This is a genomic window from Pseudonocardia sp. EC080619-01 (assembly GCF_001420995.1).
In the GTDB taxonomy this organism is placed as follows: domain Bacteria; phylum Actinomycetota; class Actinomycetes; order Mycobacteriales; family Pseudonocardiaceae; genus Pseudonocardia.
In genome coordinates, this window is record NZ_CP012184.1 from 1,464,792 (window position 1) to 1,487,805 (window position 23,014).

At 74.0% G+C, this 23,014-nt stretch carries 20 protein-coding genes; 13 read left to right on the plus strand and 7 right to left on the minus strand.

The features are described from left to right. Positions 1 to 55 precede the first annotated feature (55 nt). A complete protein-coding gene (locus AD017_RS06745; protein ID WP_168172830.1) occupies positions 56 to 994 on the plus strand; it encodes an alanine--glyoxylate aminotransferase family protein in 939 nt (312 codons plus the stop codon). 20 nt (positions 995 to 1,014) lie between these two features. On the opposite strand, the gene AD017_RS06750 is transcribed toward AD017_RS06745, so the two are convergent. After that, a complete protein-coding gene (locus AD017_RS06750; protein ID WP_168170507.1) occupies positions 1,015 to 1,467 on the minus strand; it encodes an Lrp/AsnC family transcriptional regulator in 453 nt (150 codons plus the stop codon). Positions 1,468 to 1,573: 106 nt separating this feature from the next. On the opposite strand from AD017_RS06750, the gene AD017_RS06755 reads away from it, so the two are divergent. Next, complete coding sequence (locus AD017_RS06755; RefSeq protein WP_082399093.1) at positions 1,574 to 2,467, plus strand: DMT family transporter; 894 nt, start codon at positions 1,574 to 1,576, stop codon at positions 2,465 to 2,467. A 93-nt stretch (positions 2,468 to 2,560) separates the two neighbouring features. Here the strand turns inward: AD017_RS06755 and AD017_RS06760 are convergent, their stop codons facing one another. Beyond that, positions 2,561 to 3,019, minus strand: a complete 459-nt coding sequence (locus AD017_RS06760) for a hypothetical protein (protein ID WP_060573532.1) — start codon at positions 3,017 to 3,019, stop codon at positions 2,561 to 2,563. 9 nt (positions 3,020 to 3,028) lie between these two features. Continuing rightward, positions 3,029 to 4,213, minus strand: coding sequence for a cytochrome P450 (locus AD017_RS06765; RefSeq protein WP_060573534.1), 1,185 nt, complete (start codon positions 4,211 to 4,213; stop codon positions 3,029 to 3,031). Positions 4,214 to 4,406: 193 nt separating this feature from the next. On the opposite strand from AD017_RS06765, the gene AD017_RS06770 reads away from it, so the two are divergent. After that, on the plus strand, positions 4,407 to 5,561 hold the full coding sequence (locus AD017_RS06770) for a CaiB/BaiF CoA-transferase family protein (protein ID WP_060573536.1): 1,155 nt from the start codon (positions 4,407 to 4,409) through the stop codon (positions 5,559 to 5,561). 13 nt (positions 5,562 to 5,574) lie between these two features. Here the strand turns inward: AD017_RS06770 and AD017_RS06775 are convergent, their stop codons facing one another. Next, entirely contained in the window at positions 5,575 to 6,228 is a 654-nt protein-coding gene (locus tag AD017_RS06775; RefSeq protein WP_202968834.1) for a GntR family transcriptional regulator, read from the minus strand. Between the two features lie 87 nt (positions 6,229 to 6,315). Between AD017_RS06775 and AD017_RS06780 the strand changes: the two genes are divergently transcribed. Continuing rightward, positions 6,316 to 7,686 (plus strand): GntP family permease, encoded by a 1,371-nt coding sequence (locus tag AD017_RS06780; RefSeq protein WP_060573540.1) that lies wholly within the window; start codon positions 6,316 to 6,318, stop codon positions 7,684 to 7,686. A 68-nt stretch (positions 7,687 to 7,754) separates the two neighbouring features. Here AD017_RS06780 and AD017_RS06785 read toward each other — a convergent pair whose 3' ends face one another. Next, complete coding sequence (locus tag AD017_RS06785) at positions 7,755 to 8,942, minus strand: MFS transporter (protein ID WP_227012680.1); 1,188 nt, start codon at positions 8,940 to 8,942, stop codon at positions 7,755 to 7,757. A gap of 100 nt (positions 8,943 to 9,042) precedes the next feature. On the opposite strand from AD017_RS06785, the gene AD017_RS06790 reads away from it, so the two are divergent. The 3 genes from AD017_RS06790 (at position 9,043) to AD017_RS06800 (ending at position 12,903) form a co-directional block, all read left to right on the plus strand. Then, complete coding sequence (locus AD017_RS06790) at positions 9,043 to 10,233, plus strand: aminotransferase (protein WP_060573543.1); 1,191 nt, start codon at positions 9,043 to 9,045, stop codon at positions 10,231 to 10,233. A 61-nt stretch (positions 10,234 to 10,294) separates the two neighbouring features. After that, a complete protein-coding gene (locus tag AD017_RS06795) occupies positions 10,295 to 11,701 on the plus strand; it encodes an MFS transporter (protein WP_060573545.1) in 1,407 nt (468 codons plus the stop codon). 68 nt (positions 11,702 to 11,769) lie between these two features. Continuing rightward, positions 11,770 to 12,903: a DICT sensory domain-containing protein gene (locus AD017_RS06800; protein WP_060573547.1), complete on the plus strand. Its 1,134-nt coding sequence runs from the start codon at positions 11,770 to 11,772 to the stop codon at positions 12,901 to 12,903. Positions 12,904 to 12,926: 23 nt separating this feature from the next. Here AD017_RS06800 and AD017_RS06805 read toward each other — a convergent pair whose 3' ends face one another. Next, positions 12,927 to 14,576: an FAD-dependent oxidoreductase gene (locus tag AD017_RS06805; RefSeq protein ID WP_060573548.1), complete on the minus strand. Its 1,650-nt coding sequence runs from the start codon at positions 14,574 to 14,576 to the stop codon at positions 12,927 to 12,929. A 204-nt stretch (positions 14,577 to 14,780) separates the two neighbouring features. On the opposite strand from AD017_RS06805, the gene AD017_RS06810 reads away from it, so the two are divergent. The 6 genes from AD017_RS06810 to AD017_RS06835 all read left to right on the plus strand — a co-directional run bounded on the left by AD017_RS06810 (position 14,781) and on the right by AD017_RS06835 (position 21,581). Continuing rightward, complete coding sequence (locus AD017_RS06810; protein ID WP_060573550.1) at positions 14,781 to 15,905, plus strand: DegT/DnrJ/EryC1/StrS aminotransferase family protein; 1,125 nt, start codon at positions 14,781 to 14,783, stop codon at positions 15,903 to 15,905. Between the two features lie 43 nt (positions 15,906 to 15,948). Then, positions 15,949 to 17,214 carry a kynureninase gene (locus AD017_RS06815; RefSeq protein WP_060573552.1) on the plus strand — a complete coding sequence of 422 codons (1,266 nt, stop codon included), beginning with the start codon at positions 15,949 to 15,951 and terminating at the stop codon, positions 17,212 to 17,214. 66 nt (positions 17,215 to 17,280) lie between these two features. Next, positions 17,281 to 17,877, plus strand: coding sequence for a sigma-70 family RNA polymerase sigma factor (locus AD017_RS06820; RefSeq protein WP_060573554.1), 597 nt, complete (start codon positions 17,281 to 17,283; stop codon positions 17,875 to 17,877). A gap of 129 nt (positions 17,878 to 18,006) precedes the next feature. After that, the gene (locus AD017_RS06825; RefSeq protein WP_060573556.1) at positions 18,007 to 18,849 is read left to right on the plus strand and encodes a DUF5134 domain-containing protein; all 843 of its coding nucleotides are present in this window, start codon (positions 18,007 to 18,009) and stop codon (positions 18,847 to 18,849) included. Beyond that, positions 18,846 to 20,276 carry a PepSY domain-containing protein gene (locus tag AD017_RS06830; protein ID WP_060573557.1) on the plus strand — a complete coding sequence of 477 codons (1,431 nt, stop codon included), beginning with the start codon at positions 18,846 to 18,848 and terminating at the stop codon, positions 20,274 to 20,276. The genes AD017_RS06825 and AD017_RS06830 overlap by 4 nt, the downstream gene beginning before the upstream one ends. Positions 20,277 to 20,687: 411 nt before the next feature. Continuing rightward, positions 20,688 to 21,581, plus strand: a complete 894-nt coding sequence (locus AD017_RS06835; RefSeq protein WP_010235877.1) for an oxidoreductase — start codon at positions 20,688 to 20,690, stop codon at positions 21,579 to 21,581. Positions 21,582 to 21,629: 48 nt separating this feature from the next. Here AD017_RS06835 and mftD read toward each other — a convergent pair whose 3' ends face one another. Then, positions 21,630 to 22,847, minus strand: a complete 1,218-nt coding sequence (gene mftD / locus AD017_RS06840) for a pre-mycofactocin synthase MftD (protein WP_060573560.1) — start codon at positions 22,845 to 22,847, stop codon at positions 21,630 to 21,632. Positions 22,848 to 23,014: the final 167 nt, after the last annotated feature.

A 23,014-nucleotide genomic window follows, 5' to 3' on the forward strand; every position in this document is an offset into this window, starting at 1 on the left:
CGCCGAGCAGACCCGGGCGCACTACGGCGAGGAATGGTCAGCCTTCTATTCGGGGGTGCTTGACGAGTTGGGCACTCTGCTCGATGCGCACAGCGCCTACATCCTGCCGGGGAGCGGATCCGCGGGGCTCGAGGCAGCGCTCCGGAACCAGCTGGAACCGGGCCAGACGGTCGTGGTCCCGGACACGGGCTTCTTCGGTGCAAGGCTCGCTGAGATCGCTGCCGCCCTCGACCTGCGGGTACGGGTCGTCGAACAAGATCTCGGACAACCGGTGGACGTCGACGAGCTGGCGCGGCACTTCTCCGGGGCAGATGGCCTCGCTTGTGTACACGTCGAATCGACCACCGGAATCCGGCACCCCGTCCGAGAGATGGCCCAGCGTGCGCGGGCAGGCGGCCTGGTCGTGGTCCTGGACGGCGTGGCCTCGGCCGGCAGCGAACTTGTCCAGCTTCGGGCGGACGGGATCGACGCGTTCGTCAGCGCATCGCAGAAGGGTCTCGGGGGCCCACCCGGGCTAGCTGTGGTCGCCTTCGATGACCTCGGGGCCGAGCGTGCCGCACGCGCCCGTCCCCGATCCTGGTACTTCGATCTGGGCCGGTGGGCGCGAGCCAGGGCCGAGGATCCTTGGGAACCCCACCCTGTGACGATGCCGACGGCCGTGGTCCGTGCTCTGGCCGAGTCCGTCGGCCGCATCGCGGCCACCGGCATTGAGAGTTGGGTCGACGGTCGGCGTCGACTTGCCGCGCAGCTTCGCAGCGGACTGCGGGACCTCGGCTTCGAGACGTTCGCGCCCGAAAACACCGCCGCCAGCATGATCACCGTAGTGACCGGTTCCGGTGCCGGTGAGCTCGTCGCTCGCGCAGCGCGCGGAGGCATCACGGTGGCCAGCGGACTCGAACCACTGCCCTCCGCCGCACGAATCGGGTTGGTCGGAGCCACAGCCACCCCAGAGCATGTGGCATCGCTACTCGATACGCTATCCGCCAGTCGCTAGCCTATTCCGTGCACGATCGCCTACGACCGCGGAGAGGGGACTGGGGACCACGGCTTGGGCGAGGACAACACGATCGACGTCGCCGGTTTCCCGAGTTCGTTGAGCTGGTCGATGAGCGGCTCCAGGGAGCCGAGGTCTTCAGCTACTACCCGGAGGAAGTGGTCCTCACTCCCGGTGACCCGATGGTCTTCAATGATCGTAGGCTCGTTCCGCGCCAACCGGAGGACGTTCAGGGACTGAGCACGGCCCGACGTTGTCACGACGATGAACGCCTGGGTGGCGAAACCGACCGCCGTTGGGTCGACACGGGCACTGTATCCGTTGATCACGCCGAGCCTCTCCAGTCGCCGCACTCGAGCCGCCACAGCCGGTGGGCTCATCTCGATGATGCGTCCTAGCTCGCGGAACCCACGACGCGCGTCGTCCTGTAGAAGCATCAGCAGCTGACGATCGACGCCATCCAGGTCGCTCATGTGAATCATAATGCCCCAAAGTGCGATCAGTTGACAGGTGTTTTGTGGTTGTAGCGTCACAAGAGCTATGTCACGCGCCAACCAGTCGAACGTATACTGACTCAGGATGAACGCTCGGACCTGGCTACTCTTCGGCGGCGCCTCCGTACTGTGGGGCGTCCCGTACCTCTTCATTGAAATGTCGCTCCGAGAGGGGATCGGCCCGATAACGACTGCCGCAGGACGAGTCGTTCTTGCTGCGGCCGCACTGCTTCCGGCTGCGCTATCCAGCAATGCTCGCCAGCTGATCCGACTCCGCTTCGGGCGGCTCGCCGTACTGGCCGTGGTCGAGGTGGTTATCCCCTTCAGCATGATCTCGCTGGGCGGGTTGACGGTATCCTCGGGACTATCCGGGATCATCATCGCAACCGAGCCAATCTTCGTTTTGCTCATCATTATGGTGCTGAGCCGGAGGGCTCCCACGAGCGCAGCTGCATTGCTCGGGGTGGCAGTGGGATTCGGCGGCGTGGTTGTGCTCCTCGGCGTCGACGGCGCCGGCCCCGGCGCCGTTCTCGTGCTCGTCGCCTCGGCGTCGTACGCACTCGGTGCGGTGCTGGTCGGACGCTGGTTCTCCGACGTCCCACCCTTGCGAGTCGTCTCGTCCATGATTCTTCTCGCGGCGCCGATCTTGATAGCAATCGCCATCAGTGTCGAGCCACTCCCGGCGCCGACCTGGACCGGTCTCGGTGCCGTCGCTGCGCTCGGCCTCGCCTGTACGGCCGGAGGCTTCTGGACGTTCTTCACCCTGATCGCTCATGCTGACGCCACCCGGGCAGCCCTCATCACCTACGTCGCCCCGATCGTCGCAGTGGCGGCCGGCGCGCTGCTACTCGACGAGCGGATCGGCGTCCGCACTGTCTTCGGGATCGCCCTGATCTTCGTTGGCGCTGCTCTTGCCACTCGCCGGACCGAGCAGGCGGCATCGACCGGTGTCGTCGTCGAACCGGAACCGGACAGGTGAGGAGGCGAGCCACATGACAAGCAAGCCGGAGAAGAATGTCATCGTCGCGGTCGCCGTGCATCTCTGATGCGGGTCGTGACTTCCGGGGCGGGCTCAGCTCGCCCCGGAAACCCGGCTCCGGAGTTCGAAACCACCGACCCACGCGGGAGGAACAAATCCCCCCATCTGCCGAACTTCCCGGTCCTCGTTGGCCCCCCACCCCGGCTGGGTGACCACCGAATTGAGCTGAGCCTCGGCCATACCGAGTTCGCTGTCGAGCACCCCGTCCCCGCTCAACTCATGGAGCTTCTTGGAGCTCTGGACGGCACACGTGACGTCGAACAGCTCAGCTCCTCCGCTCGCTTCAGCAGCGACGAAGTGATGGACGTCTTGAGTCAGCTCGACATCTCTGGGTTCCTCGACGACAACATCAGCTCCGCTGCCCGTCCGGCAATCGATGTCCTGTTCGAGATCGAAGACGAACTGAACCGCGGCTTCGCCGAGCAGGTCGAGACAACGGTCTTCTGGCGGGAGCTCACCGAACGCCCCACGCTCGTGCCAGTGAACGTGCACTACGGACCGTCAGGAGACCGTGACCACGAGGCTCTCCAGCCCACGCAACCCGTTGTTGACCATCGGGCGCGACTCGACGATCTCGAACCGGCGCACCCGGTCGGCCAGCCGGTCCAGGAGAGCCGTCATCTCCAGCCGCGCCAGGTGCATGCCCACGCAGACGTGCTCACCCCGGCCGAAGGCCAGGTGGTCCGACGGCCGCCGCGTGATGTCGAACCGCGTCGGATCGGGGTAGTGCCGGTCGTCGCGGTTCGCCGACCCGTAGAGCAGGGCGACGCGCGACCCCGCCGGGAGCAGGGCCCCACCGATCTCGTGGTCCTCGGTGAGGACGCGGGAGAACTGCGGCACCGGCGTCTCCAGACGCAGCGACTCGTTGATCGCGTGCGGGATCAACGAGCGGTCCGCGCGCAGCAGGTCCCACTGGTCGGGGTGCTCGGCGAACAGCCGGACGGTGTTCGAGATGGCCAGGATCGTCGTGTCCAGGCTCGGCGTGACGTAGTCGAGCATCATCACCGGGCACTTGTCGTGCGGCATCTCCCCGCGGTCGGCGGCCTCGTAGAGGTGCGCCGCCCAGCCGTCCGGGCGGAGCCGGCCCGGCACCGCCTCCTCGACGGCGAACGCCATGAACTCGTCGACCGACGGCTGCGACGCGGTGAACCGCTCGTTGGCGGGCCCCTGGACGTTCCAGATGGCGGCCGCCCACTCCAGCATCTTCTCCCGCCCCCGGTCCGGGAGCCCGACCAGCTCGGACACGACGGCCATCGGGAGGTGCTCGGCGAGCTCGGTGGCGGCGTCGAACCGGCCGCGGTCGACCAGCTCGGTGACGATCGTCGCGGCCTCGGCCTCGATGCGCGGGGCGATCTCGCGCATCCGGTCCTGGCGCAGCGGGCGTCCGAGGACCGAGCGCATCATCGTGTGGTCCGGCGGGTCGCTGCACAGCGTGATGCCTTCGAGCTGCGCGTTGACCTGCGGGTCGACGAACACTCCCCGGGCCGACGAGAACGTCCGCCAGTCCATGAGGGCCGCGCGGACCTCGTCGTAGCGCGGCAGCGCGTAGAGGCCGTCCCGGGTCAGCCGGACCACGGGCCCGAGCTCCCGGAGCTCCTCGTAGATCGGGTAGGGGTCGATCCGCGCCGGTTCGGAGAACAGGTCGACGTCACTGGCGGGGACGGTGGGCGCTGCGGGAACGGTCACGGCTCTCCCGGGTGGTGGGGCGTCGTCCGTTCGATGTCTACCAGCTCCGGGCACCGCTGCCCCCGGTCCGACGACGACCGGCCCGGCCGGGCGGCGACGGCACCCGCGGGGGCGGCCGCGTCGTCGTTGTTGATTTATAAATTATTCGGTACGGTCCCGCCGACCACCCCGTCCGACGTCCGGAGGCACCGCCGTGACCCCGCTCCCTCTCGACGGCGTCACCGTCGTCGCCCTCGAGCAGGCCATCGCCATCCCGTTCGCCACCCGCCAGCTCGCCGACCTCGGCGCCCGGGTGATCAAGATCGAACGTCCCGGCACGGGTGACTTCGCCCGCCAGTACGACACCACCGTCCTGGGCCAGTCCAGCCACTTCGTCTGGGTGAACCGGGGCAAGGAGTCGGTCGAGCTCGACGTCAAGGACCCCGACGGGCTGGCCGCGCTGCGGTCGCTGCTGGACGAGGCCGACGTCTTCGCGTCCAACCTGGCCCCCGGCGCGGTGGGCCGGCTCGGGCTGGACGGCGCGACGCTGTCGGAGACCCACCCCCGGCTCGTCGTCTGCGAGCTGTCCGGCTACGGCGAGGACGGGCCCTACGGCGGCAAGAAGGCCTACGACCTGCTGGTCCAGTGCGAGGCCGGGCTGCCGTCCGTGACGGGGACGCCGGACGAGCAGGTGAAGGCCGGGATCCCGGTCGCCGACATCGCCGGGGGCATGTACGCGTTCTCCGGGATCCTGTCCGCCCTCTACGAGCGCGAGCGCACCGGCCGCGGCCAGGTTCTCGAGGTGACGCTGTTCGAGGCGCTCGCCGAGTGGATGGGCTACGCCGCCTACTTCTCCCGGTTCACCGGCTCGGCGCCGCCCAGGTCCGGGCTCCACCACGCCGCGATCGCGCCGTACGGCCCGTTCGCGACGGCCGACGGCGCCGTCTACCTGTCCGTGCAGAACGACCGGGAGTGGCGGCGGTTCTGCGAGGTCGTGCTGGGCGAGCCGGAGCTGGCCGACCGCGCCGACCTGGTCACCAACGACGTCCGGTACCGGAACCGGGGCGCCGTGCAGGAGCTCGTCGAGCAGCGGTTCGCGACCCTCACGGCCGCCGAGGTCGTCGACCGGCTGGACCGCGCGCAGATCGCCAACTCCCAGCTGCGCGACGTCGGCGAGCTGTTCGACCACCCGCAGCTGGCGGCCCGGGACCGGATCCGGGAGGTCGGCACCCAGGGCGGTCCCGTCCCGGCGCTGCTGCCCCCGATCACGGTGCGCGGGCGCGAGCCGCGGATGGCGCCGGTCCCCGCGCTGGGCGAGCACACCGACGCGGTGCGCGCCGAGCTGTCCGCCCGCACCGGTGGTTCCTGAGACCCGCCGGCGGTCAGTCGCGGTCCAGCCAGTCGGCCGCGCTCGCCGCGGCGTCGGTGATGTGCCGGTGCAGGATCTCCCGCGCGGCCGCCGGATCCCGGCGGGCCAGCGCGTCGACGAGCTCGCGGTGTTCCCGCGCGGACGTCTCGTAGCGGTTCTCGAGGACGACGGCCTGGAACGGCAATGCGTTCCACAATCGCGCGACGAATTCCTCCAGCATCGGCGACCGGGCCGCCCGGTACACGCGACGGTGGAATTCCGCATTGCGCGCGCCGACCGTCGAGATGTCCGCGTTCGCCCGGGTCGCCTCGTCGACCGCGCCGAGGGCCGCCTCGATCTCGCGGACGTCGGTGTCGGTCACCAGCCCGGCGGCCCGCTCGGCCGCCATCGGTTCGAGCGCGAGGCGCAGCCGGTAGATCTCGGCGACGCGTTCCGCGCTGTGCCGGGCGATCACGGTGCCGCGGTTCGGCACCTGCTCGACCAGCCCGTGCTCGGCGAGCCGGCGCAGCGCCTCGCGGACCGGCGTCAGGCTCATCTCCAACTGCTCGGCGAGCCCGTTGAGGGTCACCCGCTCGCCGGGCGCCAACCGGCCGGACCGGATCGCCTCGCGCAGCACCGTGTAGGCGACCTCCGCCTTCGTGGGTGTGTGCGCCGGCCCCAGATTCACGTCCGGCATCGTACGTGACCATTGTCCGGCCACCCGGACACGATTCCCATTTCCCGACCCGACGAACCCCACTGCACAGGAGCAAGGATGATCGTGGTCCACACGACGATCGCGATTATCGCGGTCGTCCTTCTCATCATGGCGCTGAAAGTGGACCCGATCATCTCGCTGATCACCGGGTCGCTCTATCTCGGCCTGGCGTCCGGCCTGGGCTTCGAGGCCACGCTCGGGGCGATCGTCGACGGCTTCGGCTCGATCATGGCCGAGGTCGGGCTGCTGATCGGCTTCGGCGTCCTGATCGGGTCCCTGCTGTTCGCGATGCGGGCGCTCCAGCGGCTGGTCGGGCTGCTGCTGGACGGGCTCGGCGCACGCCGCCTGCCGTACGCGATGGCCGCGGTGATGACCGCCCTGTTCCCGTCGATCTACGTGGACGTCCAGCTCGTGCTCGCCGCCCCGCTGGCCCGGCAGGCAGCGCCCCGGCTGGGCCCGCGCGGGCTGGGCATCATGGCCGGCGCGCTCACCACCGGGATCCTGGTCGGGTACGTCTTCGTCGTCCCCGGGCTGGGGACGATCTCGATCGCCGGGTTGCTCGGCGTCCCGCTCGCCCAGATGCTCGGCTACGGCCTGCTGATCGGCGTCGCCACCGCGGTGCTCACGGTGTTCCTCTACCGGCGAATCGTCGCGGCGGGCTTCTGGAACCCCGAGCGCGACGAGGTCGATCCCCCCGAGCTCGCCCGGACCGGGCAGGACACCGGCACCGGCACCGGCACCGAGGCCGCACCCGCGCCGGGTTCCGGCCGCATCCCGTCGCTGCCGGTCTCGCTGCTCCCGGTGCTGGTCCCGCTGCTGCTGATCGCGTTCGGGGCCGTCGCCGAGGCCGCCGGGTTCTCGACGCCCTTCATCGCGTTCCTCGGTGACCCGGCGCTGGCCCTGTTCGTCGGCCTGGTGGGCGCCTACGCGCTGGCCAAGGCGACGATCGGTGGCGCGGCAACGGACTCCGCGATGGGCCGGGGGCTCGCCACCACCGGCCAGATCCTGCTCATCACCGGCGTCGGCGGCTCGCTGGGCGCGGTCATCGGCGAGACCGACCTCGACGGCGTCCTCGCCGGCCTCTTCTCCGCCGACGCCGCCTCCCCGGTGGTGGTCAGCATCCTGGTCGCCTGGCTGATCGCCGCCGTGCTGCACCTCGCCATCGGGTCGATCTCGGTCGCCGCGATCACCGCGGCCGGGATCATCGGCCCGATCCTCGCCCAGCTCGACGTCCAGCCGCTGATCATCGGGCTCGCGATCGGCGCGGGCTCGCTGTTCGCGCTGCACGTCAACAGCAACTTCTTCTGGATGTTCCAGGCGCTGCTCGGCGTGACGACCCGCGGGGCGCTCAAGGCGCTCACCTTCGTCACCGCACTGGCGTCGGTCGTGGCGCTGCCCCTGATCGTCGTCCTGGGGCTCGTCGTGTGAGCCCGCGGCCCGCGCCGTCCGGCGCACCGGGTTCCGCGGATCCCCGGACCGGCACTGCCGGTGCGGGCTCAGCGGGACGACGGCGGCCGCGACCCGAGTGCCAGCAGCGCGCCGAGCGTCGTCGCCCCCGCGAGGACCACGAACAGCGCCGGGTACCCGCCGAGCGGCCCGGCCAGCGCCGCGCCCGCCCACGGCGAGATCGCGACGGCGGCCGTCGCCGGGGCGGACAGCAGGCCGTTGAGCCGGCCGTAGTACCGCGACGGCCACCGGTCGGACACCGCCGTCGCCTGCAGCAGCGTCGTGATCCCGCGGGCGGCGCCGGTCAGGACGGCCACGGCGACCAGCAGCCACGCCGGTCCGGGCAGCAGCCCGAGCAGCGCCGTCGTGGCACCGAGCCCGGCGAGGACGACGACCGCACGGGTCCGCACCCCGAGCCGCCCGACCGTCCGCGCGTAGAACGCCCGGCCCGCGACCTGGCCGAGACCGCCGAGGCCGAGCGCCCAGGCCGCCGTCTGCACGTCCAGGCCGCGCTCGATGAGCAGCGGCACCTGGTTCACCGCGACCGCGAAGCTGCAGAACACGCCGAGGCACACCGCGGCGACCGTCAGCAGGAACGCCGGGCTGCGGGTGATCGCGCCCGGCCGGGCGCCGCGCGGCGGTTCCGGCGCCTCCGGCCAGGGCCCGCGCAGCCCGAACAGGTGCGCGGGGACCGTCACCACCCCGAGGACGACGGCGAGCACCAGGTAGGTCCCGCGCCACCCGAACGGCTCCAGCAGCGCCGCCGTGAGCGGCGCGAACACCGTGCTCGCCAGCCCGCCGGCCAGGGTGACCCAGGTCAGCGCCCGCACCCGGTCGGTGCCCCACCAGCGGGTCAGCGCCGCGAACGCCGGCGGGTAGAGCGTCGCGGACTGGGCGAGCCCGGCGAGCAGCCAGGCGGCCAGGAACCACGGCCACGACCCCGCACAGGCGATCGCGACGACGGCAGGCACCGCGAGCAGCGACCCGGCCGTCATCGGCCACCGCGGGCCCCACCGGTCCAGCACCCGTCCGACGCCGATCCCGGCCAGCGCCGACACCACCAGCCCGGCGGAGAACGCGCCGGTCACGGCGGAGTGCGACCAGCCCGTGTCGTCCGAGATCGCCGGGGCCAGCACCGGCAGCGCGTAGTAGAGGACGCCCCAGCTGGTGAGCTCGGTCAGGCACAGCACGGCCAGCACGCGGCGGCGCGGCACCGGGTCGTGCACCGGACGTCTCACCTCGCAACCGTTCGCCCGGAGGACCGTAGCGGCGCGCCACCTAGACTGCCCGTCGGACAGCCGACGATCGTCTGAAGAACCGGAAGGACGGCGCGCAGCGGTGCGACTCGACCCCACCACGGCAGCGGGCAGCGACTCCCCCATCGGCGCGGCGCTCGCGCTGGCCGGCGAACGCGACCCCGCCCGCGACGCCGAGCACCCGCTGCTCGACCTCTCCCAGGCCGCACCGGCCTACCCACCGGCGCCGGAGGTCGTCGAGCAGGTCGTCGCGACCGCCCAGGACCCGGCGGCCCTCGGCTACGCGCCCGTGCCGGGGCTGCCGCCGCTGCGGCGGGCGATCGCCGACGAGCTCTCCCGCGACTACGCGGGCACCGTCACCCCGGACGACGTGACCGTCACCGCGGGCTGCAACCAGGCGTTCGCCGTCGTCGCCGACGCGCTCGCCGGCCCCGGCGACGAGATGATCATGCCGCTGCCGTACTACTTCAACCACCAGATGTGGCTGACGATGCGCGGCGTGCGCCCGGTGTACCTGGAGCCGGACGAGCAGCTCGTCCCCCGCGCCGCCGACGCCGAGGCCCTGATCACCCCGCGCACCCGGGCGATCGTGCTGGTCACGCCCGGGAACCCGAGCGGGGTCACCGTGCCGCCGTCGGAGATCGTGGCGTTCGCCGGGCTGGCCCGCCGGCACGGCATCGCGCTGGTCGTCGACGAGACCTACCGCTCGTTCCGCGACGCCGCGGACGAGCCGGCGCACCCGCTGTTCGCCGACCCGGACTGGCGCGACACCGTCGTCAGCCTGCACTCCTACTCCAAGGACCTGGCCATCCCCGGCTACCGCGCCGGGTCGGTGGTCGCCGGGGCGGACCTCACCCGCCAGGTGCTCAAGCTGCTCGACTGCGTCGCGATCTGCGCGCCGCGCGTCGGGCAGGAGGCGGCGCTCGCCGGGCTCACCCGGGCCGGGACCTGGCGGGCCGAGCGGGTCGCCGAGGTCGCGCGCCGCCGGGCCTGGCTGGGCGCGGCGCTGGCGGACCGGCCGGGCGGCTTCGAGGTCGTGGCGCTGGGCGCGTTCTTCGCGTGGGTGCGGCACCCGTTCGAGGGCACGCCGACACTCGACGTCGTCCGTGAGCTGGTGCTCGGCCACGACACCCTGACCATCCCCGGCACGGCGTTCCTGCCCGACGACCGCCGGATGCTGCGGCTGAGCGTCGGCAAGGTCGACGAGGCGGCCGCGGCGACGCTCGCGACCCGGCTGGCGGCGGCCGGCAGCCGGGCCGGCGCAGCCTCCTGACCGGCCCGGGGCGACGGGGCGGGCCAGGAATCCGGGCGGGGCGGCACGCGTTGAGGCCCGCGTGACCGACACCGGACTGCGCACCGGCACCGCCGCGGGGCGGTGGGTGATCCTCGCCTGCGTCCTCGGCTCGGGCATGGCGATGCTCGACAACACCGTCGTCACGATCGCGCTGCCGCGCATCGGCGAGGAGCTCGGCGCGGGCTTCGCCGGTCTGCAGTGGACGGTCAACGGCTACACCCTCACCCTGGCCTGGCTCATCCTGCTGGGCGGCTCGCTGGGTGACCGGTTCGGGCGGCGCCGGGTGTTCGTGACGGGGGCCGTGTGGTTCGCGGTCGCGTCCCTGCTGTGCGCGCTCGCCCCGACCGTGGAACTGCTCGCGGTCGCGCGGGCGCTGCAGGGCGTCGGCGGGGCGCTGCTCACGCCGGGCAGCCTGGCGCTGATCTCCGCGTCGTTCCACGGCGCCGACCGCGCCGCGGCGATCGGCGCCTGGTCCGGCCTCGGCGGGGTCGCGGGGGCGCTCGGCCCCTTCGTCGGCGGGACGCTGGTCGAGTGGTCCTGGCGGGCGGTGTTCCTGATCAACCTGCCGCTCGCGGCGGTCGTCGTCGCGGTCGCGCTGCGGCACGTGCCGGAGTCGCGCGACCCGGAGGCGCCACACCGTCCGGACCTCCCGGGCAGTGTGCTCGCCGTGGCCGGGCTGGCACTGCTGACCTGGGCCGGGACCGCGGCCGGGACCGGTGGGACGCCCGGCCCGGCGGTGTGGGCCGCGGGCGCGGCCGGCGTGGTCGCGCTGGTGGCCTTCGCGCTGGCGGAGCGGCGCAGCCCGTCCCCGCTCGTGCCGCCGGACCTGTTCACCGGCAGCGCGGGCCGCCGGTTCACCGGCGCCAACCTCGTGACCGTCGCCGTCTACGCGGCGCTGTCGCTGCTGTTCGTGCTGATCGCGGTCCAGCTGCAGGTGGTGGCCGGGTTCTCGCCGCTGCTGGCGGGCACCGCGACGCTGCCCGTCACCGTCCTCATGCTGCTGCTGTCACCGCGCGCCGGGCGGCTCGCCACCCGGACCGGACCGGCCCCGCTGGTGACGACCGGGCTGCTGCTGGCCGCAGCGGGTGCGTTCCTCGCCGGGCGGCTCGACGCGGGCGCGAGCTGGCTCCTCGACGTCCTCCCCGCGACCGCGCTGGTGGGGCTGGGGCTCTCCGCCGCCGTCGCCCCGCTCACGACCGCCGTGCTCGACGCCGCCTCCGACCGGCACGCCGGCGTCGCCTCCGGGGTGAACAACGCGATCGCACGGGCGGCCGGGCTGCTGGCCGTCGCCGTCGTGCCCGCCGTGGCGGGCATCCGGGGCGACGGGCCGGCGGACGCGGCGTCGTTCGGCCCGGGGTTCGGGGTCGCGATGACGATCGCGTCGGCACTCCTCGTGGTCGGAGCCGTACTCGCCGCTGCACTGTTGCGGCGTTCCGACGCGACATAGGTCACCTCGGCAGGACACGGGCTGCGCCGGTCACTACAAAGGCGTTACTGCAAACGTGTGAGGTGTGAGTGCGCGGAGCCGGTCCCGAGCCCGTCACCGTCGCCGACGACGCGGGTCGACCCTCACGCACGGTCACCACTCCGCTGCTCGCCGCAGTCTCCCGTGCCGTCGAGGACTTCGCGCTCGCCCCGTCCCGGGACCGTCCCACGGCCGTCGTCGGGCTCGTGCAGCGCGCCGGCTACCTGGAACCGCACCTGGGGACGTGGGCCCGGATCGCCGAGCGGTGCGGCGACGGCGCGGTCGTCGCCGTCGCCGGGGAGCCGCCCGAGGGCCTCCCACCGGGGCTCGGCTACGTCCCGCTCGCCGACGGCGAACCGGCGGCCCGGGAGTGGAGCGTCACGGTGCTCACCCCGCGGTCCGGGGCCACCGTCGTCGCGCACGACCTGGAGGCCGTCGACGGGTCGGCCCGGTCGCTGGAGCGCGGGCGGCTGTTCACCGCACGCTGGTCGTTCCGGCACTCCGACGCGCACGCCGAGCTCCTGCGGCTGCGCCGGGAGCTCGGGCCGCGGCTCGGACCCCGCCGGACCGGCGCGCTCGACGAGGTGCTGTCCCGCGTCGTCCCGATCCCCGGCACCGCCACCGACCACCGCTACGACGCCGCGGCGGACCGGCTCGCGCGCAGCCTGTCGGACGAGCGCCGGCGGGCCGACCTGGCCGAGAACCGGCTCGACGCGCACGAGCCGGGCGCCGAGCGGGATCCGCGCAGCGGCCTGCCCACCCGGGCGTTCCTGGACCGGTGGATGCACGGCTCGGCGCCCGGGACGCTGCCGCTCGGGCTGGTGCTGCTGCGGGTGCACGGCCTGGGCACGGTGAACCGCATGCACGGGTTCCGGGCCGAGTCCTCGGTGCTCCAGGGCGTCGCCCGGCTGCTCGGCGGGCACACCGGCGCCACCGGGCGGCCGGTCCGGGTCGGCCGCGAGGAGTTCCTGCTCGTGCTGCCCGGGCTCGACGTCCGGACGCTCGCCGGTACCGCCCGGCGGCTCTGCGAGAGCGTCGCCGGCCTGTCCTCGGCGTTCCCGTTCGTGCCGACGCCGTGCCACGCGGTGATCACCCGGACCCGGGACCGGCCGCTCCCGCTCGACGCCCTGTGGGCGGCGCTCGACGGCGCGGCGGGCACCGGCGTCACCCTGCTGCGGGGCTGACGGCGGTGCACCGACCGGGCCGCTCAGGACTCCAGCGCGATGCCCTCCGCCGACCGGCAGGCCAGCGCGACCAGCGCCAGTGTCGGACCGACCGCCCCGGCCGACGGGAACACCGCGCTGGACGCGATGTGCACGTTGGGGGTGCCGTGCACGCGGCAGTCCGGGTCGACGACACCGGTGCGCGGCGAGTCCGACATCCGCAGCAGGCCCATCTGGTGCGTGCCGTCGGTCATGTCCATCGAGTGCACCTGCTCGACGTCGGACAGGTCGACGTGCGCCAGGCCGGTCCGCTCGAGCTCCTTGCCGATGAGCGTCAGCGAGGTCGCGATCGCGTCCCGGTCGGCGGCGGAGACCCGGTAGTCGACGCGCAGCCGGTGCTGCCCCAGTGCGTCCCGCTCGCGGTCCAGGGTGACCCGGTTGGCCGGGTCCGGGGTCTGCTCGGCGTCGAACCGCAGCCGGCAGTGCCCGGTGTCCAGCGGCATGAACGACGGGACCCGCCGCTCACCGGTGATCCGGGGCCGGACCCACCCGCGGGCGAAGCGGGCCACCCGCAGGGGGTCGGCCGCGACGTTGCGCACGTGCCTGCCAATGCCGGTGGTGCGGGCGTACTGGGCGTGCGTGCCCGCCGCCTTGAACCCGGTGCGGATCCGCCCCATCCCCCAGTAGGTCAGGGCGAACGTGGACAGCAGCGCGTCGCCGTGGGCGGGGTCCTTCGGGTCGGCGAACCACAGCGCCGCCTTCAGGTTGCCCAGCCGGTGGTCGGCCTGCGCCCGGGGCGTGAGCGAGAGCATCCGGCGGGCGTAGACGCCGTCGTCGGTCGGGAGGTAGCCGAGGCCGAGCGACCGGCCGGCCTTCGTCAGCCGCAGCCGGCCGACCTCGCCGACCGGGTGCGTCATGTAGTGCCTGCCGACCTGGCCGTACTCGTCGCCGATGCCGGTGCCCATGCCGGTGCCGCCGTAGCCGTCGGAGGCGAGCAGGATCCGGGTGGACTCCAGGCCGCCGGCGGCGACGACGAAGTGCCGGGCCCGGACCCGCACCTCCAGCCCGGGACGCGGTACGACGACGGCCTCGGTCGCGGCCCCCGACACCGGGTCGCGCTCGAGCCGGGTGACGGTGGCGTGCAGGAACAGCCGGATCCGGCCGGCCCTCGCCATCGCCTCGACCCGCGGCGCGAACGACGTCGGCGGGCTCCAGCGCCACAGGTCGTCCCAGCGCAGGACGTCCGACGACACCCCGGACGGGGTGAGCGGGAAGCCGGACGAGGCGGCGGAGTACTCGCAGGCACCGGCGTCGAGGTGCCGCTGCGCGACCGCGTACCAGCCCTGCAGCTCGTCGTGGGAGATCGGCCAGCCGGAGCCGGGCAGCCAGTCGCGCTCGGCGAAGTCGACGTCGTCGAGCGGGGCGCAGCGCCCGCCCCAGACGATCGAGGTCCCGCCCAGCCGCTTCTGCCGGACGGCGTCGACCGGGTCGTGCGCGCCCCGGCCGGTGACGCCGCGGTAGGTGTCGCGGGCGGTGCGTCCCAGGCCGGGGCCGCCGCCCTCCAGGACGACGACGCGCAGGCCGCGGTCGGCGAGCTCCGCGGCGACCGCGGCACCCGCCGGGCCGCTGCCGATCACGCAGACCTCGGCCTCGAACCAGGAACCGGGGAGCGCTCGTCGGGTGTCGATGAGCATTGCGGCGCGGATCCTTCCGGTCGTGTCCCCCGGGGGCAGGGGACAGACGTGCTCGGTACCGTCTGTCCGGTTCCGCAGGGTTGTGCGGAACCCGAATCGGGTGTGTTTCGTTGCGTTCGACCGATTCTCGCCGGAAGAGCTCCGGTGAAGCGGTCCAGGAGGACAATTATGGGACTCGCCGCCGCGGCGACGACCGCAAGGGGTATGGCCGCCACCGTCCGCGTGCTCGGACGGGGTGAGCTGGGCCGGTTCACCGGCGGCGACCGGTCCGAGGTGGCCCGCTTCGAGCGCGAGCTCGCGGCCCACGTCGGCACCGGGCACGCGCTGGCCGTGAACAGCGGGACCAGCGCGCTGGTCGCCGCGCTCGTCGGTGCCGGGATCGGGCCGGGCGACGAGGTGCTCGTGCCCGCCTACACCTGGGTGTCGACGGCCGCGGCGGCGCTCGCCGTCGGCGCCGTCCCGGTGCTCGTGGAGATCGACGGGTCGCTGACGATGGACCCGGCCGACCTCAAGGACCGGATCACGACGCGCAGCCGCGCCGTGGTGCCGGTGCACATGGGCAACCAGGTCGCCGACATGGACGCGATCATGGAGGTGGCCGCCGCGCACGACCTCGTCGTGATCGAGGACGCGTGCCAGGCGATCGGTGTGTCCTACCGCGGCCGGAAGGTGGGCTCGATCGGGCACGCCGGCTGCTTCAGCTTCAACCAGCACAAGAACATCCGCGCCGGTGAGGGCGGGGCGCTGGTGACGAACGACGCCGCGCTGTTCGAGCGGGCGTCGATGTACCACGACGTCGGCAGCTACGAGCGGCCCGGCTGGGCCGGGAACGACGCCGACCTGATCGTCGGGGTCAACCTGCGGATGCCGGAGCTGTCCGCGGCGGTGCTGCGCCCGCAGCTCGCCGGGCTCGACCGGCAGATCGCCCGGCGCCGCCGGCACCGCACGATCGTCCTCGACGCGCTGGCGTCGCGGAAGGACCTGGAGCCGGTCCCGCACCACGACCCGCTCGCCGCCGCCGGGCTGGCCGTGCGGTTCGACGGGGCGGCCGACCCGGTCCGGTCGGCCACCGCCTTCGCCGGGAACCGCGGCGTGCACCGGCTGATCGACACCGGCCGCCACGTCTACACGAACTGGCGTTCGCTGCAGGCCCGCAACCCGGTGCACCCGGCGCTGGACCAGTACGCGGCGGTCGACGCGGACATCGACCACGGTCCGACGGCCTGCCCCCGCACCCTGGAGATCCTCGCCCGCACCTGCGCGGTCGACCTGGCGCCGGAGCTGCCGACCCCGGCGTTCCGGCTGCTCGCCGGGCGGATCGCCGGCTGATCCCGGGCGGCGGGAGCGTGCGGGCACCGGCAGACTGCGCCGGGTGACCGGCCCGCTCGATCCCGCTCCCCACGACGACGCCGACCCGCTCGCCCGGTTCCGGGACCGGTTCGCCCCGGCCCCCGGCGTCGTCGCCTACCTCGACGGCAACTCGCTCGGCCGCCCGCCGGCGGCGACGGCCGAGCGGCTCGCCCGCTTCGTCCGCGAGGACTGGGGCACCCGGCTGATCCGCGGCTGGGACGAGGGCTGGTGGACCCGGCCGGAGGACCTGGGCGACCGGCTCGGCGCGCTGGCGCTCGGGGCCGCACCGGGACAGACCGTCGTCGCCGACTCGACGACGGTGCTGCTCTACAAGCTGGCCCGGGCCGCCGTCGCGCTCCGGCCGGGCCGCGACGAGATCGTCACCGACGCCGCGGACTTCCCCACCGACCGCGACCTGCTCGCCGGGATCGCCGCCGAGCGCGGCCTGCGGCTGCGCCGGATCGACACGGACCCGGCCGGCGGGATCACGCCGGAGGAGGTCTCCGCGGCCGTGTCGGAGCGGACGGCGCTGGTCAGCCTCAGCCACGTCGCGTACCGCTCCGGCCGGATCGCCGACGCCGCCGCGATCACCCGGATCGCGCACGACGCGGGCGCACTCGTCCTGTGGGACCTGTCGCACTCGGCCGGGTCGGTGCCGGTCGAGCTGGACCGCTGGGGCGCCGACCTCGCGGCGGGCTGCGGCTACAAGTACCTCAACGGTGGGCCCGGCGCCCCCGCGTTCGGCTACGCCCGCGCCGGGCTGCTGCCCGGCATCGAGAACCCGGTCCGCGGCTGGGTCGGCCGGGCCGAGCCGTTCGCCATGGACGCGGACTTCGCGCCCGATCCCGGGATCCGGCGGCTGCTGTCCGGCACCCCGCCGGTGCTCGCCACGGTGCCGCTGCAGGTCTCGCTGGAGATGCTCGCCGAGGCCGGGACCGGTGCGGTCCGGGAGAAGTCGCTGCGGCTCACCTCGTACGTGCTGGACCTCGCCGACGCCTGGCTGGAGCCGCTCGGCGTCACCGTCGCCTCGCCGCGCGACCCGCGGCACCGCGGCGGCCACGTCATGCTCACCCGCCCCGGGTTCGCCGGCCTGCTCGCGCCGCTGCACGCGGCCGGGGTGATCCCCGACTTCCGGGAGCCGGACGGGCTGCGGATCGGCCCGGCGCCGCTGTCGACCTCGTTCGCCGAGGTGCACGCCGGGATGGCGGTGCTCCGGGACATGATCGCCCGGGAGCCGGGATCGGCGCCCGGGTCTGTCCGGACAGCTCCGGTCGATCACCGAACGTGATCCCATCTCGCGGACGGTCACCAGGTCGGCGGACGCGGGCCGTCGGGGGCGGGCTACCGTGGCCCCGTGTCCCGACGTCCCGACGATGCCACGGTGACGGCGTGGGCGCTGGCCGCAGGCGCCGGCGACCAGGCCGCGCTGTCGTCGTTCGTGCGGGCGACACAGGCCGACGTGCACCGGTTCCTGGTGCACCTGAACGGCCGTGCCGACGCGGAGGACCTCGCCCAGGAGACCTACCTGCGGGCGCTGCGGACCCTGCCGACGTTCGAGGCCCGGTCCAGCGCGCGCACCTGGCTGCTGTCGGTCGCCCGCCGGGTGGCGGTGGACGCCGTCCGTACGGCGGTGCGGCGCCCCCGCACCCGTGACCTGGGCGAGGACACCGCCGAGGTGATCGAGCGGGCGCTCCCGCGGACCGGCGCCCACGAGGCGGTGCTGCTCCGCGCGCTGATCGACGACCTCGCCGCGGACCGGCGGGAGGCGTTCGTCCTCACCCAGGTCCTCGATCTCGGCTACGCCGAGGCCGCCGAGGTCTGCCGGTGCCCGGTCGGCACCATCCGGTCCCGGGTCGCCCGGGCCCGGGAGGACCTGGTCCGGGCGCTCGACGCCGACGGCGGGACCCGCACGGAACGCGCCGGCCGGGCGGCACGCTCCGCACCGAGCTGAGCCGGCGCCCGGACGTCCCGGGCCCACGTGACGAGCGTCGCACCGGGAACCACGATCGTTCCGGCGACGACCACTCCTCCACGTGACCGCGCGACCGCGGCCCACGTCCCGGACGACCCAGGAGGACACGTGATCACGTCCGTGCCGCTCGCGTGGGCGCTCACCGCGCTCTTCACCGCCACCGGCGGCTACGCGCTGGCCCGCTGGTCGGAGGCCGTGTCGGCACGGCGCTCGGCGGCGCACCGCACCGCGGAGCTGGCCCACGTCGTGATGAGCGCCGCGATGGTCCTGATGACCTGGACCTGGTCCGGCACCGCCGGTCTCGCCGTCCAGATCGCGCTCTTCGCGGTCTTCGCGCTGTTCTTCGTCGTGACCGCGGCTCGCGGGATCCACTGCGGACCGACCGGGCCGGTCGCCGGCGCGGCGCACGCGCTGATGGCGGCGGCGATGGTCTGGATGCTCGCCGCGATGCCGGTGATCATGCCGGTGGCCGCCGCGTCGTCCGGTGGCGGCGGGCACGCGGGCCACGCCGGCCACGGCGGGGGTTCCGGCGACGCCGGTCACGCGATGCACGCGGGCCAGGCGGGCTGGGCGGTCGCGGCGACGGTCGTGCTGTGCGCCGCGCTGCTCGCCGTCGCCGGGTTCTGGGCGGTGCGCGCGCTGAGCCACGGCACCCGCTCCGGCGACCCCTTCACCCCCGACGACGACGTCACCGGCGGCGCGGCGGTCGGCTGCCCGGACGGCTGCGCGCCCGGCACCGACGCCGCGACGGCGGCCGCCCCGGCAGGCGTGGACTCCGACGTTCCGGCCCGCGCGGACAGCGCGGCCGCCGGCACCGCGACGGTGCTCGCGGAGCGCCCGGCCGCCACACCGGCGGCGTCCCGGCTCGGTGCCCGCACCGACGCCGCCTGCCACGCCGTGATGAGCGTCGGCATGGTCGTGATGCTCGCCGCGATGGTGGCGGGCTGGTGAGCGCCGACCTCGAGACCCGGCCCGGCGCGCCCACCCCGCCGCCGGAGCGCGGGCCGCTGTTCCGCGGGCTGAAGCCCCTGATCACCCGGGTGCACTTCTACGCGGGCCTGTTCGTCGGTCCCTTCCTGCTCGTCGCCGCGGTGACCGGGCTGCTGTACACGGTGTCGCCGCAGATCGAGCGGTGGGTGCACGCCGACGCGCTGACGGTCCCCGTGTCCGGGCCGGAGCGGCCGATCGGCGACCAGGTCTCGGCGGCCCTCGCGACCCAGCCGGGCCTGACGGTGACGGAGGTCAGGCCGTCACCGGAGCCGGGGACCACCACCCGCGTCTCGTTCGACGCCGATCTCCCGGAGAGCTACGCGCGGACGGTGTTCGTCGACCCCTACACCGCGCAGCCGGTGTCCACGCTGGACACCTACGCCGAGTGGCTCCCGGTCCGCGGGGTGATCGACAACCTGCACCGGTCGCTGCTGCTCGGGCCGCCCGGGCAGGTGTACACCGAGCTGGCCGCCTCGTGGCTGGCCGTCCTGACGCTGTCCGGGCTCGTCGTCCAGCTGAGCCGGCGGGTGCGGGCCCGCCGCGACCGGTTCGTCCCGCGGGCCGCCGGCTCGCAGCGGGCGCGGTTGCGCTCCTGGCACGGCGCGGTGGGGCTCTGGGCCTCGGTCGGGTTCCTGTTCCTCGCCGCCACCGGCCTGACCTGGTCGCTGTTCGCCGGGTCGAACGTCACCCAGCTGCGCCAGGCCATGGACTGGACGACACCGTCGGTCAGCAGCACGCTGCCGGACGCGGCGCCCGGCGGCTCCGGCGGCTCCGGGGACACAGGGAGCCCCGGCGGGTCCGCGGGCACGGACCCGGCGGCCACCGCACAGCGCGTCCTCGACGCCGCCCGCGCCGACGGCCTCGGCGGGCCGGTCGAGATCGCCCCGGGCGACGCCGGGGAGGCCTGGCGCGTGCAGCAGGCGGTCCGGAGCTGGCCGGAGCAGCAGGACTCGGTCGCCGTCGACCCCGCGACCGGCGTCGTCACCGACCGGCTCGCGTTCGCCGACTGGCCGGTCGCGGCGAAGCTGGCCCGCTGGGGCGTCGACGCCCACATGGGTCTGCTCTTCGGGACCGTCAACATGATCGCGCTGGCGGCACTCGCGCTGGCCCTGATCGTCCTGGTGGTCTGGGGCTACCGGATGTGGTGGCTGCGCAGGCCCGCGGTGCGCGGGGCCGGGGCGGGACCGCCCGGTTCGCGGGAGCGGCCGTCACCGGCGTCGGTGGCGCTGCTCGCGGGCCTCGCCGTGGTCGTCGGGATCGTCCTGCCGGTGCTCGGGGTCTCGCTGATCCTGTTCCTGCTGCTCGACGCGGCGCTCACCGCGCGGCGCGGGGCCGGCGCCGGGGACCAGAGTCCGGATCCCGTGGGCCGGCCGGGCCCGGTGGGGTGATCGGGCCCGGTGGGGTGATCGGGCCCGGCGGCGCCGGTCCGCGCCGCCGCCCCGGGTCCACTCGCGTCCGGGCGCGGCCCGCGCCCCGGCTCCGCTGCCCACCCCGGAGGACCCCTGTCGCGGAATCGCTTCCTCAGGCAGCGAATCCACAGAACCCCCTCCACCCAGAGCAGCTCCCGAGCCCGGCCCGCGCCCCCGCTCCGCTGCCCACCCCGGAGGACCCCTGTCGCGGAATCGCTTCCTCAGGCAGCGAATCCACAGAACCCCCTCCACCCAGAGCAGCTCCCGGGCCCCGCCCGCGCCCCCGCTCCGCGGCCCGCACCGGTCCCACCCCTCCGTGACGGGCAGCGGCCGGCGGGAACGGGTAGACCGGACGCAGCGATCCCGCCCCCGTCCGCGAAGGAGCCCCCCGTGTTCCGGAACTCACCCGCTCCCTGGACCGCCGCCGACATCCCCGATCAGTCCGGCCGGACCGTGGTCGTCACGGGCGCGAACAGCGGCCTGGGTCTCGAGACGGCACGCGCGCTGGTCGACGCGGGTGCCCGCGTCGTGCTGGCCGTCCGCGACACGGCGAAGGGGGACGCCGTCGCCGGCGAGCTGGGCGGCGCGGCGACGGTGCGGCGGCTCGACCTCGCGGACCTGACGTCGGTGCGGGAGTTCGCCGCGGGTGTCGAGGGACCGATCGACGTGCTCGTCAACAACGCCGGGCTGATGGCGGTCCCGCAGAGCCGCACCGCCGACGGGTTCGAGACCCAGCTGGGGGTGAACTTCCTCGGGCACTTCGCGCTGACCGGCCTCCTCGCCGACCGGATCACCGACCGCGTCGTGACGCTGTCCAGCGTGATGCACCGGATCGGCCGCATCGACCTGGACGACCTGAACTTCCGGCGCCGCCGCTACGAGCGCTGGACCGCCTACGGCCAGTCCAAGCTGGCCTGCCTGATGTTCGCCTACGAGCTGGAGCACCGGTTCGTCGCCGCGGGTTCCCGGCTGCGGTCGACGGCGGCCCACCCCGGCTACTCCGCGACGAACCTGCAGTCGCGGACGGAGTCGGTCCAGGACGCGGTGATGGGCGTGCTGAACCGGATCGTCGCCCAGCCCGCCGCGGCCGGTGCCCTGCCGACGTTGTTCGCCGCGACCGTCACGGACCTGCCCGGCGGGGCCTACATCGGCCCGGACGGGATCGGCGAGGCCCGCGGGCACCCACGCCCGGTCGGGTCGACGGCCGCGTCGCACGACCGGCGGGTGCAGGCGGCGCTGTGGGAGCGCGCCGAGGAGCTGACGAAGGTCGCCTTCCCGGTGTAGCGCCGGCCCGGCACACCACACGTGGTGCACCGGGCCGGCGGACCGCGGTCAGAGCTTGGAGGTCCGCGTGAAGTTCTCCGGGACGATCAGGTCGTCGCGGCTCAGCTCGTGGATCGACGACTTGCCGAGCCCGAGCAACGCCTCGTCGATGCCCTTGTAGAGGATCGACAGCACGTTGGTGACGCCGCGCTCGCCCTGCGCGGCCATCCCCCACAGGTACGCACGCCCGATCAGGCAGGCGCGGGCGCCGAGCGCGAGCGCCTTGACGACGTCGGCGCCGCGGCGGATCCCGCCGTCCATCAGCACCTCGACCTGGTCACCGACGGCGTCGACGACGGCGGGCAGCGCCCGGATCGCGGCCGGGGTGCCGTCGAGGTTGTTGCCGCCGTGGTTGGAGACCGAGATCGCGGTGGCGCCGGCGTCGACGGCCCGGCGGGCGTCGTCCGGGTGCATGATCCCCTTGATCACGAACGGGCCGTCCCACTGCTCGCGCAGCCAGGCGAGGTCCTCCCAGGTCGGCAGCGGGCTGGTCCACCAGACGCCGTAGGCGCCGAAGAACGTGGGCGCGTCGCCACCGTCCGGCGGGGCCATGTTCGGGGTCTTCAGGTCCGGCAGCTTCCCGGAGCGGGCCCAGTCCAGCAGGTAACGGGGCTTGTTGATCACCTCGGGCGCGAACTGCATCATCGCCTTGAGGTCCATCTTCTCCGGGATGGGCGGGCTGCCCCAGTCGCGCCGGGTGGCGAAGGTCCAGTCCAGGGTGACGATCAGTCCCTTGGCGCCGGCCCGCTTCGCCCGCATCGCGCGGGCCAGGATGTCCTCGCGGGACCCGGCCCAGTAGACCTGGAAGAAGACCTTGTCGTTGACCGCGCAGACGTCCTCGACCGACCGCGACGCGAACGACGACAGGCCCATCGCCGTCGAGACCGTCTGCTCGGGGTTCAGCGGGTTCTGGATGTTGGAGCTCGCCGCGGCCCGCGCGACGGCGACCTCGCCCTCCGGGTCGACCGCCTGGACACCGGTCGGCGAGATCACGACCGGGAAGTCGATCTCCTGTCCGAGGACGCTCGTCCTCTGCTCGCGCTGCGGCGGCAGGCCCGCGATGTGCGGGCGGAAACCGATCTCGTCGAAGGCGGCCACGTTGTCGGCGAGGGTGATGCCCTGCTCCGCCCCGGCCACCAGCGCGTAGTAGACCGACTTCGGGAGGCGCCTGCGCGCCCGGCGCTGCGCCTCCGCGACCGTCTCGAACCAGTCCTTCGTGCTCGCCATGCCTGCCCCTTCGCAGTCCGTGGTGCTCGTGGTCGCTGTCACGTCACGTCGTCACGTGACGGGCTTCACGCACGCTATCGTTTCGGCACCCGGTGCCACAATCCGGCGTGCCCGTACCCCGTCCGATCGGCGGGGGCCGTACCGTCCGCCCGACCAGCCACGACGCC

Bases quoted from the DNA above. Each gene is read 5' to 3' on its own strand.
- AD017_RS06750 (WP_168170507.1), bottom strand. From the start codon at position 1,467: ATGAGCGACCTGGATGGCGTCGATCGTCAGCTGCTGATGCTTCTACAG.
- AD017_RS06755 (WP_082399093.1), top strand. From the start codon at position 1,574: ATGAACGCTCGGACCTGGCTACTCTTCGGCGGCGCCTCCGTACTGTGG.
- AD017_RS06780 (WP_060573540.1), top strand. From the start codon at position 6,316: ATGATCGTGGTCCACACGACGATCGCGATTATCGCGGTCGTCCTTCTC.
- AD017_RS06805 (WP_060573548.1), bottom strand. From the start codon at position 14,576: ATGCTCATCGACACCCGACGAGCGCTCCCCGGTTCCTGGTTCGAGGCC.
- AD017_RS06810 (WP_060573550.1), top strand. From the start codon at position 14,781: ATGGCCGCCACCGTCCGCGTGCTCGGACGGGGTGAGCTGGGCCGGTTC.
- mftD (WP_060573560.1), bottom strand. From the start codon at position 22,847: ATGGCGAGCACGAAGGACTGGTTCGAGACGGTCGCGGAGGCGCAGCGC.